The 16,813-nt window shown below is 46.8% G+C and carries 16 protein-coding genes; 1 reads left to right on the top strand and 15 read right to left on the bottom strand.

Going from position 1 to position 16,813, the window contains the following annotated elements:
• Nucleotides 1–144 precede the first annotated feature (144 nt).
• The 12 genes from NOM90_RS16815 to NOM90_RS16760 form a co-directional block, all read right to left on the bottom strand.
• Nucleotides 145–819: a potassium channel family protein gene (locus tag NOM90_RS16815; protein WP_255943627.1), complete on the bottom strand. Its 675-nt coding sequence runs from the start codon at nt 817–819 to the stop codon at nt 145–147.
• A 22-nt stretch (nt 820–841) separates the two neighbouring features.
• The gene (locus NOM90_RS16810) at nt 842–2,425 is read right to left on the bottom strand and encodes a peptide chain release factor 3 (protein WP_255943625.1); all 1,584 of its coding nucleotides are present in this window, start codon (nt 2,423–2,425) and stop codon (nt 842–844) included.
• Nucleotides 2,426–2,533: 108 nt separating this feature from the next.
• On the bottom strand, nt 2,534–2,938 hold the full coding sequence (locus NOM90_RS16805; protein ID WP_255943624.1) for a MerR family transcriptional regulator: 405 nt from the start codon (nt 2,936–2,938) through the stop codon (nt 2,534–2,536).
• A 1-nt stretch (nt 2,939) separates the two neighbouring features.
• Nucleotides 2,940–4,133 (bottom strand): alpha/beta hydrolase family protein, encoded by a 1,194-nt coding sequence (locus tag NOM90_RS16800; protein WP_255943623.1) that lies wholly within the window; start codon nt 4,131–4,133, stop codon nt 2,940–2,942.
• A 149-nt stretch (nt 4,134–4,282) separates the two neighbouring features.
• Nucleotides 4,283–5,839 carry a glucose-6-phosphate dehydrogenase gene (gene zwf / locus NOM90_RS16795; protein WP_255943621.1) on the bottom strand — a complete coding sequence of 519 codons (1,557 nt, stop codon included), beginning with the start codon at nt 5,837–5,839 and terminating at the stop codon, nt 4,283–4,285.
• Nucleotides 5,840–6,056: 217 nt separating this feature from the next.
• Complete coding sequence (locus NOM90_RS16790; RefSeq protein WP_255943619.1) at nt 6,057–6,707, bottom strand: response regulator; 651 nt, start codon at nt 6,705–6,707, stop codon at nt 6,057–6,059.
• A gap of 2 nt (nt 6,708–6,709) precedes the next feature.
• The gene (locus tag NOM90_RS16785) at nt 6,710–7,777 is read right to left on the bottom strand and encodes a sensor histidine kinase (RefSeq protein WP_255943617.1); all 1,068 of its coding nucleotides are present in this window, start codon (nt 7,775–7,777) and stop codon (nt 6,710–6,712) included.
• 39 nt (nt 7,778–7,816) lie between these two features.
• Nucleotides 7,817–8,464: a cell wall-active antibiotics response protein LiaF gene (liaF, locus tag NOM90_RS16780; RefSeq protein WP_255943615.1), complete on the bottom strand. Its 648-nt coding sequence runs from the start codon at nt 8,462–8,464 to the stop codon at nt 7,817–7,819.
• A 150-nt stretch (nt 8,465–8,614) separates the two neighbouring features.
• Nucleotides 8,615–9,337, bottom strand: coding sequence for a PspA/IM30 family protein (locus NOM90_RS16775; protein ID WP_255943613.1), 723 nt, complete (start codon nt 9,335–9,337; stop codon nt 8,615–8,617).
• A 1-nt stretch (nt 9,338) separates the two neighbouring features.
• Nucleotides 9,339–9,839 (bottom strand): PspC domain-containing protein, encoded by a 501-nt coding sequence (locus NOM90_RS16770; RefSeq protein ID WP_255943611.1) that lies wholly within the window; start codon nt 9,837–9,839, stop codon nt 9,339–9,341.
• 6 nt (nt 9,840–9,845) lie between these two features.
• Nucleotides 9,846–10,517: a PspA/IM30 family protein gene (locus NOM90_RS16765; RefSeq protein WP_255943609.1), complete on the bottom strand. Its 672-nt coding sequence runs from the start codon at nt 10,515–10,517 to the stop codon at nt 9,846–9,848.
• Between the two features lie 74 nt (nt 10,518–10,591).
• Nucleotides 10,592–10,903 (bottom strand): hypothetical protein, encoded by a 312-nt coding sequence (locus NOM90_RS16760; RefSeq protein ID WP_255943607.1) that lies wholly within the window; start codon nt 10,901–10,903, stop codon nt 10,592–10,594.
• 337 nt (nt 10,904–11,240) lie between these two features.
• Between NOM90_RS16760 and mprF the strand changes: the two genes are divergently transcribed.
• Nucleotides 11,241–14,087 carry a bifunctional lysylphosphatidylglycerol flippase/synthetase MprF gene (mprF, locus tag NOM90_RS16755; protein ID WP_255943605.1) on the top strand — a complete coding sequence of 949 codons (2,847 nt, stop codon included), beginning with the start codon at nt 11,241–11,243 and terminating at the stop codon, nt 14,085–14,087.
• A 103-nt stretch (nt 14,088–14,190) separates the two neighbouring features.
• On the opposite strand, the gene NOM90_RS16750 is transcribed toward mprF, so the two are convergent.
• The 3 genes from NOM90_RS16750 to NOM90_RS16740 form a co-directional block, all read right to left on the bottom strand.
• Nucleotides 14,191–15,213, bottom strand: coding sequence for a Gfo/Idh/MocA family protein (locus tag NOM90_RS16750; protein WP_255943603.1), 1,023 nt, complete (start codon nt 15,211–15,213; stop codon nt 14,191–14,193).
• Between the two features lie 82 nt (nt 15,214–15,295).
• Nucleotides 15,296–16,387, bottom strand: a complete 1,092-nt coding sequence (locus NOM90_RS16745; RefSeq protein WP_255943602.1) for a Gfo/Idh/MocA family protein — start codon at nt 16,385–16,387, stop codon at nt 15,296–15,298.
• A gap of 8 nt (nt 16,388–16,395) precedes the next feature.
• The coding region (locus NOM90_RS16740; protein ID WP_255943601.1) for a sugar phosphate isomerase/epimerase family protein at nt 16,396–16,813 on the bottom strand (418 nt) is incomplete at its 5' end.

The raw sequence follows: 16,813 nt of genomic DNA, 5'->3' as shown, positions 1-16,813 counted from the left end.
TTTCCGAGAAGCACTAGCGAAGGAAGAAATTCAGTGAAAGACGCCTTTGAGCACGGAAAGCCAGAGGCTTTCCAAGCGAAACAGCGTGTTGAACGAATTTCTTCCGTAGCGCCCCGAGCTTCTCCCAAAAACAAGGATTTCAGTTCATCCATGCTTCTCAAAAGCAAGCTCCAACCGAACCAGATCGTCTCGCTCTCCAACGACCACCATCACGTCGCCTTCCCATAGACGTCCATGCGGATCAGGCGAAATATTCATTTTGCTGCCTCTGCGGATCGCAATGACGTTACAGCCATACTTTTGACGCAAATTCAGCTCGATAAGATTTCGTCCGACCATTCTTGCCGGAACGAGCATTTCGAAAATGCTATAGTCACCCGACAATTCGATATAATCGAGAATATTCGGTGAAGTCAGATTATGCGCGACCCGCGTTCCCATATCCCGCTCCGGGAACACGACTTTATCTGCACCGATTTTGCTTAACACTTTACCGTGCAGTTCCGTTTGTGCTTTGGCAATAATCATTGGCACATTCATTTCTTTCAAAATCAATGTGGTCAAAATACTCGCTTGAATATCTTGTCCGATTGCGACGACTACAACATCGAAATTACGAATCCCGAGCGCTTGCAGCGCTTCATCATCTGTCGTATCTGCCGATACCGCATGTGTAACGAGATTCGAAATTTCTTGAGTCCGTTCTTCGCTTGCATCAATCGCCAATACATCAAAACCCATTTGACTTAACGTTTTGGCGATACTCGAGCCGAAGCGTCCCATCCCGATAATCGCGTACTGCTTTTTGCCTTTACCCATTTCTTGTCAGGCCTCCTTAAAATCAGGGCGCCATTTCCAAGAATTGAGCGTCCGGATTTTTATCAATCGCAGTGCGCATTGCATATTCGTTTTCGAACAATGCAACATAATTCCCTTTTTTATCTTTAACGAGCGTAGAGTTGATACGGAATTTCGAAGGATCGATCTCCGGTGCTACAATCCAACGCGCGAATTGGAACGATTGACGTTGAAGCTGTACATCGACGCCATATTCGTTTTTCATCCGATATTCGAAGACTTCGAATTGCAGTTGTCCAACTACGCCGAGGATCGTATCGTCGAAGCTCACTGTACGGAAGACCTGAATCGTACCTTCTTCCGTCAACTGATCGATGCCTTTTTGATACTGTTTATGTTTCAGTGCATTTTTGGCTGTAACTTTAGCAAAAATTTCCGGGGAGAACGTCGGCAGTTCTTCGAACTCGAAGTTCTGACCTTCAACCAGCGAATCGCCGATACGGAAAATGCCCGGATCGAACAGACCGATAATATCGCCCGCGTAAGCCGTTTCGACAATATCGCGATCTTGCGCCAAAAATTGCTGAGGCTGCGCAAGCTTGATATCTTTGCCGACCCGCACGTGCTTTACGCTCATGCCGCGATCAAACTTACCGGATACGATACGTAAAAACGCGATACGATCTCGGTGCGCCGGATTCATATTGGCTTGAATTTTGAAGACATAACCGCTGAACTTTTCACGTTCTGGCGCAATTTCGCCTTCTGTACTTTTACGTGGCGCCGGCTTAGGTGCAAGCTCCAAGAAGTTCTCAAGGAACGTTTGCAGACCGAAGTTGTTGATCGCACTGCCGAAGAACAATGGCGTCAACTCGCCGCGTTTTACTTTTTCGTAATCGAACTGGTCGCCTGCAACATCCAGCAATTCCAATTCTTCTGCCAATTGATTCGCATGATACTCGCCCGCCATTTCCGAAATGATCGGGTCGTGGTAATCTTCGACTTTTTGAACTTTGATTTGCGAATGATCGTCGCCTTGGAATAACTCGACTTGGTTTTTCATCCGATCATAGATACCGTTGAGTTCGCGTCCCATACCGATTGGCCAGTTCATCGGAACCGCGCGGATTCCAAGTACTTGCTCCAATTCTTCCATCAGATCAAATGGGCTGCGTCCTTCCCGGTCCAATTTGTTAATGAACGTAAAGATCGGAATTCCGCGCTTCGCGCAGACTTGGAACAACTTGATTGTCTGCGCTTCGACACCTTTTGCGACGTCGATCAGCATGACCGCGCTATCGGCAGCTGTCAGTGTACGATACGTGTCTTCACTGAAATCTTGGTGACCCGGTGTATCCAAAATGTTGATCCGGTGCCCATTGTAATCAAACTGCATCACGGACGAAGTTACCGAGATCCCCCGCTGCTTTTCGATTTCCATCCAGTCACTTGTTGCGTGCTTGCTTGCTTTACGAGCTTTGACCGTTCCGGCAAGACGAATAGCGCCGCCGAAAAGAAGCAGCTTCTCTGTCAATGTTGTTTTCCCGGCATCGGGGTGAGATATAATGGCAAAAGTTCTGCGTTTCTCAACTTCTTCGCGCAAAACTTTATCTTGGGTTTGGCTCATGTTCACGTTCCCTTCTGTATCTTGCGTATTCATCCCTACATTGTACCATAATTAGCGCGTAGTTAAGAGATGAATCTGTCTCGAAAATCAGCGGAAATGCAATTTTTTTCAAGCCTTATGATCTTGTCGAAAAGAAAGCATATACTCGTGAACCGCTTTATCATCGTACTGGGTCAGCAGATCTTCCAAATGTTGCTTCACTTCGGCTAGATAACGCTCTTGCTTCTCAATCTCGGTAATTTGTTCACGCACCAGTTCTCTCACATTTTCGACAGATAGTTCAGAGCCGCCGCTAAGCTTACGCAAGGTATCGCCGATTCGAGCAAGCGGATAACCTAATGCTTTCGTATCCAAAATAAATTTAATGATCGTGAGATATTCTTCGCCATAGATTCGATACCCATTTTCGCTACGTTCCGGTTGTGGCAACACTCCTGCATCTTCATAGAAACGAATCGTCGCTGCGGTTAGACCTGTTTTTTTCGCCAACTGTCCGCGGGTCATTTTGCTCATCTTAATCCCTCCTGCGTTGACTGTAAGCCGGCGTGTATCTGACTTCTGGAAATTTTGCATCGTCACGTTCCAAAAGTTCAGAAGATATCCCTTTTAAATGATGATCGAAAAAAGCCGTTGTGTACGACCTTGTAATCTCAATCATTCGTTCAGGCGAAAGACTTTTAGCGAATAATTTAGGGGAAACAAGCGAAATATCGGTAAAGCTTTGATGATAAAAAGGTTCTACGGTCGCAAACCACGTGTCACTATGGCTGTTCGTCATCACCCACTCCGCATCTTCACGCCATTCTGTATAAAAAACAGCTTCTTTCTTCGGATGATCGGGATTCAGACTTTTCGCTGTTTCGCCGGTAAATAAGTACATGAACGGACGTTCCAAAGGCGTATGCGAAACCTTGCCCCAAAATCCACCTTCCAAGCTTAACGCAGCTGAGAATCTTTCATCGTTGACCGTGGCTTCGACAGCTGTAGCTCCTCCATACGAATGACCCATGATTCCGACTTTATTCAGATCTATTTTACCTGACAAAAGATGACCGGATTCCGAAGTGTTCCATTGTTGTAGTGTATCCATCACGAAGCTTGCATCTGCTGCTCGAACCGCGATCTCTTTGACATTATAATCGTACAACAGACGGGACTTAGCAAATTCAGGTTCATGTAGGTACTTCGCGGCGTTTCCGTCTGCCAAAGTTACTTTACCCGATGTGTACGGATGATCCATCCCAACGACAATATAACCTCGGCTCACTAATTCTTCGATCAACGTCAGACTTTGAAACCGCGTCGAACGGATTCCCGGTGAAAATAAAAGCACGGGATAAGAACTCAGGTCGTTTGCCAGCGGAATGTCTCGGAACGTATGCGTCTTCACTTGAGACAAATGTCGAAATAGAAGTTTGGGCAACCGAAAAACTAACGAGATACATTCGCCCAATGAATCGGGATAATATTCAGGCTCAAGCCCTTCTACATCGTTAGCCAAAGTCGGATACCATACCGTAATCGGCACTTCGCGTCGCTTCGGATTTTCAGTAGGTAAAGTTCCTCTTTTTGTTTCGCTGCGTTGTTCATCGATCAGATGATGCTCGAATGTTCCTATTCCGTAGCGACCTGTAGGTTCTGGCATCGTAAAGATCGGAAAGACCTTTCTTAACGGATTTAGGCTATGTCCGTTCGCATAAGCTTTCATCGACTTCACTCCTTTGGTATACGCTCAGTATAAAGAATGAAGTATACTTCAAGGTCAACCTTAAATTTATCGGATTCACCTTATAACAAAAAAGCCGCGATATCTATCGGAAGCTCCGACGATATCGCGGCTAATCTATTGATTTGAACTTAGTTGCTTGAAGCAGCTACCCAAATCACGTTATCTTCTTCTTGACCGTTAACCGGCCACCAGTGGAATCCGTCGCGCGCGAGCAATTCGTGCGCTTCATCCGGTCCCCAGCTTCCAGCCGGATAAGCACTGACATCCGACGGATTTTCTTTCCATGCTGCATCGATCTTGTCGATAAATGCCCAAGCCGAAGCGACTTCGTCCCAACGTGTGAAATACGTGGAATCGCCTTTTGCTGCATCGTGAATCAGACGCTCGTAAGCTTCTGGCGAGTTGATGCCAACCAGACAGCTTTGGCAGAACTCCATCGCCACTTGAGCGATTTCTGATTCCGAACCCGGTTTTTTGGCATTGATTTTGAAGTAAATGCCTTCCATCGGATTCACACGAATGACAAGCAAGTTCGGTTGCAGGTCATGTTTTTGTCCCAAGTAAATGTTACCCGGCATTTTTTTGAACTCGATCACGACTTCGGTCGTTTTTACCGGTAGACGTTTACCCGTACGGATATAGAACGGTACGCCTGCCCAACGGAAGTTATCTACCGCTACGCGAGCCGCGAAAAATGTCTCGGTATTGGAGTTCGGATCGACTTTATCTTCTTCACGGTAACCCGGAAGATCTTTGCCGTTGCTTTGCCCGGCTGTATACTGACCGCGCACTACATTGGCACGAACTTCGTCAGAATCCGCGAAATGGTGCAGAGAACGTAGCACCTTCACTTTTTCGTCGCGAATATCTTCAGCAAGCAGACGGCTAGGCGGTTCCATAGCGATCATCGTGAGCAGTTGCAAAATATGGTTTTGTCCCATATCGCGCAGCGCTCCGGCATGGTCGTAATACCCGCCGCGCTCTTCGACGCCGACGGTTTCACCCAGCGTGATTTGCACGTTCGCAATATATTTATTGTTCCAGAGCGATTCAAAGAACATATTCGAGAAGCGAATCGTCTCGATATTTTGCACCATCTCTTTGCCGAGATAGTGGTCAATCCGATAGATCTCGTCTTCTTCAAATACACGACCCAGTTCTTCGTTCAGCTTTTCAGCCGATTTGAGATCGTAGCCGAACGGCTTCTCGATCACAAGGCGATGCCAACCTTCGCTTTCGAGCATGCCGCCTTCGCGCAGATTGAGCGAAACGCTGCCGAACAGTTCAGGCGCAAGCGCCAGATAGAACATACGGTTACCAGGAATCGAAAACTTCGTTTCGATCGCCTCGGTTTGTGCTTTGAGTTCTTCAAATCCCGCTACATCGTTGATATCGAGGGATTTATATTCGAAGTGATCCGCAAATTGATTCCACTTTTCTTGATCCGAAGATTTGTATCGTCCGAATTCTTGAATCGAGCGGAATACATCGTCACGAAACTCTTCATTTGTACGAGGACGCCGAGCCACTCCGACTACAGCGAAATCCTCCGCCAATTTGCCTTCCCGGTACAAGCTAAAGATAGCCGGGAACAACTTACGACGAGCCAGGTCTCCGGTAGCCCCGAAGATGAAAAAGACCGCGCCCGGTGCTTTCAATGCTTCAAGATTTTGATTGTCCGTCATAGCTCCCCATTCTTCCTGTATTAGTATAGTATCTCTTTTTGTCTTGCCTGTTTTGTCATTCTATCATATCTTTCAAATTGATGCTATCGTATTGATTATCATTTATCCTGATCTAAGATGAAGGTTTCATTAATATTTCTACCCACCCAAAAGGTACACAAAACGGGCACCGAAATCAAGTCGGGCGATATAAAAATAGAGTAGAGCGTTTTCAGCTCTACTCGGCTAATCCGTTTTTGTGCGCATAAATCGCCGCTTGCGTTCGATCGTCTACGCCAAGCTTCGACAAAAGATTGGTAACGTGAAATTTTACCGTTTTGATCCCAATAATAAGCTCGTCCGCAATTTCTTGATTCGACTTCCCTTGCGCTACGCAGCGAAGCACTTCCATTTCTCGCTCCGTTAAATCTTCATGCAAAGCTTTTGCAGGCGCAGGCGTTCGGAATCGATCCATCATTTTGGCTGCGACTTGCGACTCAAGTACAGATTGTCCGCGTACTGCCGCACGAATCGCATCGGCAACTTCATTCGCTCGCGATGTTTTTAACAAGTAGCTAAATGCGCCAGCTTCGATCACCGGATACATTTTCTCGTCGTCCAGATAACTCGTCAGCACGATCACTTTGCACGCCGGACAATTTTTTAATACTTCACGCGTAGCTTCGATCCCGTCCATGCCGTCCATGACCAAATCCATAAGAACCACGTCCGGCTTGTATTGTTGCGCCATCCGTACGCCTTCTTCGCCGCTACTCGCTTCGCCAACGACTTCAATACCGTCTTCCGTATCCAGCACCGCAGCCAGACCGATGCGCACCATTTCATGGTCATCGACAAGCAGTACCGTAATCAATTCTTCCGTTTCCATGTTTATTCTTCGCTCCCTCTCTGTTCTCCACTGACCAAAGGTACATTGAGTTCAATCCGTGTGCCTTTACCAGGAGCGGTAATATAACGAATCGAACCCCCGATTTCACTTACCCGCTCTTGCATCAATGATAATCCGTAAGAAGTTTGCTTTTTTTCATCCAGCTCAAAGCCGATCCCGTTATCTTTCAAAGACATCCTTAGCGCGTCGTTGCGCCGAACAATCATGATCTCCATCTTATCTGCTTTGGCGTGCCTGAGCGTATTGGACATTGCTTCTTGAACAATGCGGAATAGATGATTTTCGATCCCTTTTACAAGTTCCAGCCCAACATCCATATCCAGCGTGATTTCCATCGAAGCTTTCGCTTGAATTTCTCGCACCAATTCGTTTAACCCTTGATACAGCGGTTTGCCTTCCAAATACACAGGACGCAGATGTAGCAGCAAAGCACGCATCTCGGATTGAGCCACCGAAGACATTTCTTCGATGAGTTCAACTTGACGTCTTGCTCTAGCCAAATCTTTTTCAAAAGTCCGCCCCACCGCTGTCGCTGTCATCGAGATTGCAAAAAGTTGCTGCGAGACCGCATCATGAAGTTCACGCGCAAGCCGTTGGCGTTCTTCCACAATCGCCGATACGCGCGCTTGCTCAGCAAGCTGCGCATTATGCGTCGACAATCGCTGAAGCGAGCTGACTTGTTCTTCCCACTTTTTTCCGACGCGATCCAATTGCTCCGCAAGATCATCCAGTTCTCCGCCTGCCGGCCATGCGGTTCTTGCCGGATTTCCTTTTTCCCAAAGGAGTAATGTATCTTGGATACGGTTAAATCGAAGTTTGACCTGCATCGCCCGATAAAATCCGTATAAGGCGCCAATTGCCAGACACAGCGTAAGCACGGTTAACCCTGCGCGAATTCGAAGCGACCAATGATCGGGAACGTCAAGCAGCCCGTAGGAGTAAAAGACATAGATTGCCGAGATCAACACGATCATCGACCATAACATGCCTGAACCGATACTTCGCACAATCGTATTTGATTTTCGTATTCTTCTCGGTTCGTTTCCCATATCTATTTATCGTCTCCCCGATTATTGAAATTACGACTTTTAGTTGAATCGAATATTTACATTGCCTGCCGCATACGCCATCACAATTTTAACTTTCTGATCACTATACGCATAATTTGGCGAACGCCAAACAAATTTGTTTAACATCCCGCTGTGCGTCTCGCCTTCGAAATTCACTTTGCCGTATCCGATAAAGACTTCAATTTCGACTGCGTATTCTTCCGGGAAAGTAAAATCCCCATCGCAGATCACGCCTTGTACGTGAATCGTCGGATCTCCGTCGGTAGGTAAAGCCAATGAAAAATCGCAATGGGTGTCTCCGAATAAATGCCATAGACTGATCGGCTCCGGTACCCACGGCTCACGCGTATGATGAAACTGCGAGACAAATTCTTGACGCCGTATATATTTGCGTTCTTGATGTAACTCTTTGGCTCTCGCATAAAATACACCGATCGAGATCAAAATACCGCCGAGCAATAAAATCATATGGTCGAGTACAAGCAGACCTGCTCCAAGCGCCAAACATTTATATCCAAAAAGCGCCCTGCCTGCTCGCATCGTATAAATGCCGTAACACAGCACGAGGAGTGCGACTATAGAGAGCGGCGTGACCCATCTACCGAACAACATGATGCAGCCAATAACGATGAATACGATTGCCCAAGTCTTTTTTTGCTTAACCATGTCGCTCCTCCTCCTACTGTGTGAATGTGCCCAAGCGTAGCAAAAGCCATAACGGTACGCTTGAGTACCGCATGGCTTTGCTTGCAAGGCTATTTTATTCTAGCATACCTTGAATAGACTGTGTGGCGATTCTTGCCACTTCGATCCTTTTTAGGCTTCGTCGCCTTTAGTCAGCGAAGGCGTGCTTTGACCGCCGTTCAGCTTGTTTTTAAGCGCGTTCAGCTGCTCATCGACTTGAAGCTGCTTTTGCGTATCCGCTGGGCTGATATAAGCGGACGAGCGATTCAGACCGCCACCGCCGTAAGGCGTACGTAGTACATCGGCTTCAGCTTCCATTTGCATAATTTTTTCTTCCATGCGGCGGAAGCCTGACGAAGAAGTCCCTTTGTCAATCGCGTATACCGGATTAACTTGCGCCATTTGTTTTTTCGCTTTCGCCATTTGAGCGCGAGCTACCAATTCATTGCGTTTGTTACGCATTTGGTAGAACTCGTCTTTCATCTCATGCAATTGACGCATCAGATCAGATACTTGACCTTCGGCTTGCGCATGCAGATCTTGATACTCGGTAATGCGTTGATCGAAGTAGATTTTTTCTTCCAGCAATTTGCGCGCAGCTTCTTCTTGATTGTTCGTCAAAGCTGCTGTCGCTTGTGATTCGCGTTGACCCGACATGCGGTACGCTTCTTCAAGGCGCTGCTTCATACGGCGCTCATTCGCCATTTGCTTCGCAACAGTTACCTCGGCTTGATGAATTTCTTCTTCCATATCCCGCAAATATTGATTCAACATCACAACCGGATCTTCAACCTTATCCAACATCTCGTTTACCGACGCCTTCGTCATATCACGCAATCTTTTAAATACTCCCATTTTATAAATCCCCTTTCTCATTCTCGTTCTCATATTTGGCAAGCTTCATTTTCAATTCTTCAACTTCTTTTTTCAGTGCTTTTTTCTCGACATCTTCCATCATCGCATCCAGACCGGAATCCGGAATATCACTCTTTTTCAGATCGGCACGTGGCTGCTGCGGACGATTTGGCGTCTCGGGACGTTGTTGAAATTGGCGTCCCGCTTCGAAAAACTCACGTGAGCGATCAAAGTTTGGACCGTAAGAATCGAGGTCTTGCGGATGTCCTGGTCGATAAGGATCGCGATAGTTTTCCGGCCCATACGGATAATGAGGCGGCGTTTCTTTTTGGATAACTAACGATGCGATAAAGTAAATCGGAAGTATAGCTCCGCTCGTAAGCGGAATCCCCACAAGGAAAAGTACACGGAGCAACGTAGGATTCACACCATATTCTTGTGCAAGTCCGCCGCATAGCCCAGTCAACATCCGATCATGGGTCGAGCGATACAATTTTTGCATCCTCGTTTACTCCTTTCCTTCGCCGCGTTTCAATTTATCTTTCAGTCTAGCCATTTCTTCTTCAAGCAGATTGCCAACTTCACCGATCTGCTGCGAAGCTTCTTGACCCAACTTACGGATATCGCGCAGGCTGTAAGTTTCGTATTCGATGGAAGACATTTGATCGTCTAACCGATCGAACATTTTCGGTACGTCCGAGTTGTAACCGCCGCTTCGGCGATTGAGACGTTGCTGCAAACGAAGCGTCTCCATTCGGGCGTAATAGTATTGACGTTTATTGTATACCGTCTGATATTCGTTTCTGAGTACATTAAGTTGTTCGCCCAGTTCTTTGAGCGTATCTTGACTTTGTTCCCACAGTTCCAAATACTGACGTTCTTTTTCTTCATATAACATCTTTTCTTGCAGAGCCAGTTTGGCAATCGATTCTTCGTCAGCTTTCAACGCCAACATTGCTTGTTCTTCACGCTTTTCGCGCATTGACGTTGCATGGTCGACTTGTTGACGAAGCTGCTTGCTATGGTGAGCGCATTGATCATACAATCGCTGTACTTCACCGATCTCCTGTCTGGTTTCAACGAGAAACTGATCGATGATCCGTACCGGATCCTGACTTTCTTCTAGCTTATCGTTGAGTGTGGCGAGTGTAATATCTCTCATTCTTTTGAACATACTCATTCGGCGTTTCTCCCTCCTTCGCATGATGGTTGGTGCGATTGATGCTGGGAACGATCAACTGCGAGTTTTGCAAATTAACCTCCAAAACCGCGTCGTCTGCTGCTGCCGTTTCGTTTACTTACGATCCAGAAGATACCTCCTGCAATTAAAGCAATTCCGAGCAATGGACCGATAAGCCATGACAGCTTCGCAAGCAACATACATCCTCCGACGATCAACAAGATCCAGCCCAGAAATGTTTTTCCTGTCTTCACGGCGTAATAACCGAGTGCGAAGATAGCGGCTGCGAACAACAATCCAACAAAACTACCAAACTTACCGAACAGAATTAACGCTCCCAATACTAGAAGTACGATAGCAGGGATATTAAGTTTCATGCTTCTCATTAACTTTTCACCGCCTCTCCTGAATCAATTTCCTTATGTCCTTATTGTATCGGTCATCCCTTTTTTTCAACACAGGCTGTAGACGGTTTTTGAACCCAGACCTAAGACGGGGAACCTTCTAGACCTAAAAGCGTATATAAAAAGAAGTCAGATAAAAAGTGAACGATTCAAGTTTCGATGTCGATATGATAAAGAAAGATTGTAGACGGTTTTTATTTTCCAAAAAGGTTACAAAGCTGTTCGGTTCGAAAACCCCATGTTTCGTGTTACTATTTATAGCAGTAAACGCTTGGGAATTAATGTATGAATTCAACTCTTGATAATTGTAGGTGACCTTATGAATCGGATGAAAATGATTTTGGAACGACTGCAAATCTTGCGGCTGTTCGCCTTCTTATATCGAATGAAGATCGTACGACTGCTGATCCCTGTGGTCGTGATTGCTTTCGTATATTTTCAAAGTGAAGGCGAACTGCGCAAACTGAACTTCTCTCGGATCTTCATCGATATTCGATCTATGCCTTCTTGGGATATTGTTCAGATCTTGGCTCTTTCGCTAGTCGCGGTATCGGTAATGAGCACGTACGACTTTTTAATTTCTAGACATTTTAAATTGAACGTAACCAAATGGGCAGCTTTCCGTTACGGTTGGATCTCCAATACGTTCAATAACTTTTTGGGATTCGCTGGTTTTACCGGTGCAGGGGTTCGAGCTTTACTGTACCGCAACAGCGGCATCACATTAGGGCAGATCACACCCGCTATCGTATTTTTGTCTCCGACGATGGTGACTGGATTATCGGTATTGGCTTGGGCAGGTATTGTGGGTTTGTTGCCGATTACTTTGATGCTCAGCGAACATCGGTGGTTGATCTACGCGGTATGGGGAATGGCATTGTATCTTCCGATCTTTTTATTGATGCAACGTTCGAAATTATTTGCGAAGTGGTTTCATAAAGAAGGTCAAGGTACACGCTTGCCATGGAGTATTATCGGCGGTTCCGTTATGGCTTCGGTATTGGAATGGTTTTTTGCCGGTCTGACGTTTTGGCTGATTTGTTCGAAGTTTTTGCAAGGCATGCCTCTCGCAGAAGCTTTGGCAATCTACAGCGTAGCGGCTATTGCCGGAATCGTGAGTTTTGCGCCTGGCGGTATCGGAGCTTTTGATATTACGGCTTTGCTCGGCTTACAGCTTGCTGGAATAAGACCAGAGACAGCGCTCGCTACGATTGTGCTGTTCCGTGTGTTCTACTTCATTATTCCGTGGTTGATCGCGCTGGTCATGACGGCTTTCGAACTCCTTCCGGGACGCCGCAAACCGGTTAGCAAAGAAACGGCATCTGGAGGACCGACACAGGAAAGTCCTACAGCTACCGCTGTCAAACTTCAAGAAGAAGTAGATGTGCCAGGCGATGGGTTTGCTGCTCAATGGCAACGTTTCTGGAATTGGCCGGGACAATTCGGTTTTCTAAGCGATATGGGCATATGGGCGTTAGGCAAGCTGGTATTGGCGTGTGGTCTGATTCTTCTATTATCGGCGGCAACGCCTGGTTTGCTGGATCGTATCCATTTCATGGCACGATTCTTGTCCACACCGCTCATGAAATTATCGCAACAAATCTCGGTCGTAATCGGCTTTATGCTGATTATTTTATCGAGCGGGATTTCGCTTCGTTTGCGCCGTGCGCATCGATTGACGTCACTCCTGCTCGTTGTAGGCGCAATCTTCACTTTCTTCAAAGCTTTTGACTACGAAGAAGCTTTAGTATTGCTGAGTGTCGCATTATTGTTATGGATCTCGCGAGCTCGTTTCTATCGCTCTGGTGCGACTTTATCTCGCAAACGAATCGCGCTTTGGTTCGGCTTCACGTTAGTGCTTGCCGGTGTTTATTATCTGATTGGTACCGCGTCGCATCCGAGATTTTTGAATCGGTTGCCGGCTGGATTCCGACCGGAATGGATCATTCAACCTAGCGAGTATGCAACGATGGCGATCGGCGGTATTATCGGGGCTTGGATTTTATTCTCGCTGCTTGTTCTTCTTCGTCCGAAAAGAAAAGAAGTCGATCTTCCTTGTCACAGCGAATTGCAGCAATTAGATACCTTTTTAGAAAAAGAAAAAGGCAATCTGCTGACGCATATGCTGTACCTTGGGGACAAACAATTTTACTGGGCGCAAGAAGGAAAAGTATTGATCCCGTATGCTCGTTCTCGCGATAAGCTTGTGGTGCTCGGTGATCCGCTAGGTCCGAAAAAGCTGATTGGGGATGCGATCGAAGAGTTCCAAGTGTTCTCCGATCGTTACGCGTTAGCGGTCGTCTTTTATCAAGCTTCGCCGGATTATCTATCGATTTATCATGAAAAAGGCTATCGATTCTTCAAACTCGGAGAAGAAGCTTTGATCAATCTGGAAACTTTTACGTTCTCGGGTAAAAAGATGACGGCGTTCCGTACAGCGAAAAATCGCTTCGAGCGTGACGGATATGTATTCTCGTTAGAATCCGCTCCTTACGATTCATCGTTAATCGAAGAACTTCGCCGCATCTCCGATATTTGGCTAGGAGACCGCAAAGAAAAAGGATATTCGCTCGGCTGGTTCGATGAAGTCTATATTCAACGTTCGCCGCTTGCTTTGCTCCGTGATCCTGAAGGTCGCATCGTAGCTTTTGCAACGCTTGCTCCTGCTTATGACGGAGGCAAAACGATTTCTGTGGATCTAATGCGCCATCTACCGGATACGCCGAACGGTACGATGGACTTGCTGTTCGCAAGACTGATCGAATGGGCACAAGAACAAGGCTATCAGACGTTTAATCTTGGCATGGCGCCATTATCCAGTGTAGGTAAAAGCCGAAGCTCGTTGCGCGAAGAAAAATTCGCCAATCTCGTCTTCCGTTACGGCGGGCATTTCTATGGCTTTGAAGGGCTGCGTCGATACAAAGAAAAGTTTTTCCCGGAATGGCAACCGCGTTATCTCGCCTATCCGGCTTCTGTATCGTTACCTGTACTTCTAGTCGATCTGGTTGTTCTCGTATCTCGTCGTCCCAAAAATCGAGATCATGATCCGGATACGTTAGAGATCGGGGAGACTTTGCCTACGGGTATTCAAAATACTACCGCGAACCGAACGACTGCTGCTGAAGATACTTCGAGCGGCGGTACTCAATCCGATTCAGGCAAATAAGTTTCATTATGCAAAAGCGTTCGTACCCTCAAAAGGGACGAACGCTTTTTTTGTAGTGACTCTTTTTTCGCACCGTTATCGCGGTCTGGTCTGCTAGATGGGTTTATATCCCCTTGCTTTGCTTAGACGAAGCTGCATAAATCCCATGAACGATCTGAAGCGCACGACTTCCTTCTTCTGCATGTAGCCAAAACGGTCGATCTTCTCGTAGATGATTATAAAAGTCTTCAATCAGCAGTCTATGACTCATTCCCCAATACGATTTCTCTCCGATCGCATTGGGTGCTTGGCGACCACGCTCCGTTTCTTCGCCGCCGCTTCGTTCAAACAAACGATCTTGACGTTGAATCAACGTCCCATGCTCAAACACCAGTTCTAGCTCTACAGGAGAATTTTGCATATAACTATTGGTTCCGTAAAAAAGGACGCGAACGCCATTCGAAAACTCAATATTCGCATGAGCCGTATCTTCAACTTCGATATAATCGCTAAGTCGATCTGTCGTGACACTTCCTTTAATCTTTGTAGGATTCCCTCCGGCAAACCATTGCAGTAGATCAATCGTATGAATCGCTTGATTGATCAGTAGACCTCCGCCTTCTGTCTCCCATTTACCGCGCCAATCACTTTCCGTATAGTATTCTGGCGATCGAGACCAAGTGACGATCCCTTTCAGACCTAATAGCGAACCCAATCGACCAGAATCAATCGTTTCCCGAATCAAGCGCGAACTTTCGTTGTATCGGTTTTGGAACACGACACCAAGCTGAGCCTCACTTTGCGCCGCGGCTTTTTGCACAGATGCGTTAGCTTCTGGCGTATGGGCAATCGGCTTTTCGGTTAATACATGTTTCCCTGCGGCAAGGAATTCTTCGATCATTGGCGCATGTAAATGATGCGGCGTACAGATATGTACCACTTGAATATCTGCACGTTGCAAAATAGATCGATAATCGTTCCCTGCTTCACATGTATATTTTTCAGCTTGTTGGCGTGCTTTTTCAAGATCGATATCAATCACAAGCTTCAATGCTACGTCTTCCATATGGATTAAGGCGTTTGCATGCTGAACAAAAATTGCTCCGCAGCCTATAATCGCTGCACCTAGTTCTGTCTTGGTCTTCATTCGTTAACACCTTCCGGTCTTTGACTTGACATGGGTGAGCTTGCTTATCCTTCGTTAGAGACGATAAATTTCGATGTTTGCTCTATTTTACTAACGTATGCGGCGTTAGGTTGAATGCTTGTTCTTGCGCTTCTAGACATAGCCTTGCTGCTAGAAAAGCATGTTTTTGCGTCATCGCATGTTCCGTACGATGAATACAATCCAAAATCAATTGTCCGAAGAAAGGACAACCGACTTTGCCGGATACTTGCTCGTAATGCTCGCCTTCTTCATCTACCCAAAAGACATGATCGCCCGAATCGGATCTTGCCACATCCGTATACTTACGCAGTTCGATATACCCTTTTGTGCCCAAGATCGTCATTCTGCCGTCGCCCCAAGTGCCAAGCCCTTTAGGCGTTAACCAATCGACGCGAAAATATTGCGTCGCTCCGTTATCTCCGACGAGTGTCGCGTCGCCGAAATCTTCCAGTTCGGGATACTCCGGGCTATGATAGTTGCCCACCTTGCTATGCAGCACCTTGGCGCTCTCACAGCCTGCATAATGCAGGAACTGTTCGATCTGGTGACTGCCTATATCGCACAATATCCCGCCGTAATCTTCTCGGCGGAAAAACCAATCCGGTCTCGACGCCGCATTCAACCGATGCGGCCCCGTGCCCATCACTTGCACGACTTGTCCGATCGCGCCCTCGCGGATCAACTGATCCGCATACACCGCGCTCTCGACATGTAGCCGCTCGCTGTAATACACCATGTATTTGCGGCTTGTTCTAGCCGCGCACGCTTCCGCTTCCTCCAGCTGCGCAATAGTCGTAAACGGCGCTTTATCCGTAAAATAATCTTTTCCGCTCTCCATCACTTGGATGCCGAGCGGCCCTCGCTTCGAAGGAATTGCCGCCGAAGCCACCAATTTGATCTCTGGGTCATTCAAAACTTCTTCTAACGACGTTGCAATTTGTACCCCTGGATAAGTCGTTAGAAAAGCTTGAACTTTTGCCTGATCGGGATCATACACCCATTTCAGTGTCCCGCCTGCTTCTTTTAACCCGTTGCACATCCCATAGATATGCCCATGATCCAGCGCGACCGCTGCAAACATAAACTCGCCTTCTTCCACTACAGGTTTGGCTTCATGCTTCGGTGCGTAATTCATCCCGTCTTTTCGCTGCATCGACTTCTTCATCCTTTCGCAATCGTTTTCAGATAATCCAGACTCATCTTCGCACTTTCAAAAGGATCTCGGCGGCATACGTCTTGCTCCACGACATACCATTCTACATTCGTCGCTCGGCATGCTTCGATAATCGCGGGCATATTCATATTCCCATGTCCGACTTCGGCAAAATGTGCTTGTCCGTCGATTATCTCCATATCTTTCAAATGAACGACTTGCATTCGCCCGGCAACTTTGTGTGCCCACTGCGCAGGATCACCGCCGCCTGCTTGCACCCAGTACATATCCAGCTCAAAGCCAAAAGTCTCAGGGTCGCTTTCTTCCAGCAAAATATCCATCGCAATGCGTCCTTCATACTTTTCAAATTCGATATGGTGATTGTGATAGATAAACTGAAGACCGTATTTCCGCTTAAGCTTCCGC

The organism is Saccharibacillus sp. JS10 (assembly GCF_024436065.1).
In the GTDB taxonomy this organism is placed as follows: domain Bacteria; phylum Bacillota; class Bacilli; order Paenibacillales; family Paenibacillaceae; genus Saccharibacillus.
Note: the sequence above shows the minus strand (reverse complement) of the source record. Positions and strands in the feature narration are given on the sequence as shown.

Bases quoted from the DNA above. Each gene is read 5' to 3' on its own strand.
- NOM90_RS16815 (WP_255943627.1), bottom strand. From the start codon at position 819: ATGGGTAAAGGCAAAAAGCAGTACGCGATTATCGGGATGGGACGCTTC.
- NOM90_RS16810 (WP_255943625.1), bottom strand. From the start codon at position 2,425: ATGAGCCAAACCCAAGATAAAGTTTTGCGCGAAGAAGTTGAGAAACGC.
- NOM90_RS16805 (WP_255943624.1), bottom strand. From the start codon at position 2,938: ATGAGCAAAATGACCCGCGGACAGTTGGCGAAAAAAACAGGTCTAACC.
- NOM90_RS16800 (WP_255943623.1), bottom strand. From the start codon at position 4,133: ATGAAAGCTTATGCGAACGGACATAGCCTAAATCCGTTAAGAAAGGTC.
- zwf (WP_255943621.1), bottom strand. From the start codon at position 5,839: ATGACGGACAATCAAAATCTTGAAGCATTGAAAGCACCGGGCGCGGTC.
- NOM90_RS16790 (WP_255943619.1), bottom strand. From the start codon at position 6,707: ATGGAAACGGAAGAATTGATTACGGTACTGCTTGTCGATGACCATGAA.
- NOM90_RS16785 (WP_255943617.1), bottom strand. From the start codon at position 7,777: ATGGGAAACGAACCGAGAAGAATACGAAAATCAAATACGATTGTGCGA.
- liaF (WP_255943615.1), bottom strand. From the start codon at position 8,464: ATGGTTAAGCAAAAAAAGACTTGGGCAATCGTATTCATCGTTATTGGC.
- NOM90_RS16775 (WP_255943613.1), bottom strand. From the start codon at position 9,337: ATGGGAGTATTTAAAAGATTGCGTGATATGACGAAGGCGTCGGTAAAC.
- NOM90_RS16770 (WP_255943611.1), bottom strand. From the start codon at position 9,839: ATGCAAAAATTGTATCGCTCGACCCATGATCGGATGTTGACTGGGCTA.
- NOM90_RS16765 (WP_255943609.1), bottom strand. From the start codon at position 10,517: ATGAGTATGTTCAAAAGAATGAGAGATATTACACTCGCCACACTCAAC.
- NOM90_RS16760 (WP_255943607.1), bottom strand. From the start codon at position 10,903: ATGAGAAGCATGAAACTTAATATCCCTGCTATCGTACTTCTAGTATTG.
- mprF (WP_255943605.1), top strand. From the start codon at position 11,241: ATGAATCGGATGAAAATGATTTTGGAACGACTGCAAATCTTGCGGCTG.
- NOM90_RS16750 (WP_255943603.1), bottom strand. From the start codon at position 15,213: ATGAAGACCAAGACAGAACTAGGTGCAGCGATTATAGGCTGCGGAGCA.
- NOM90_RS16745 (WP_255943602.1), bottom strand. From the start codon at position 16,387: ATGCAGCGAAAAGACGGGATGAATTACGCACCGAAGCATGAAGCCAAA.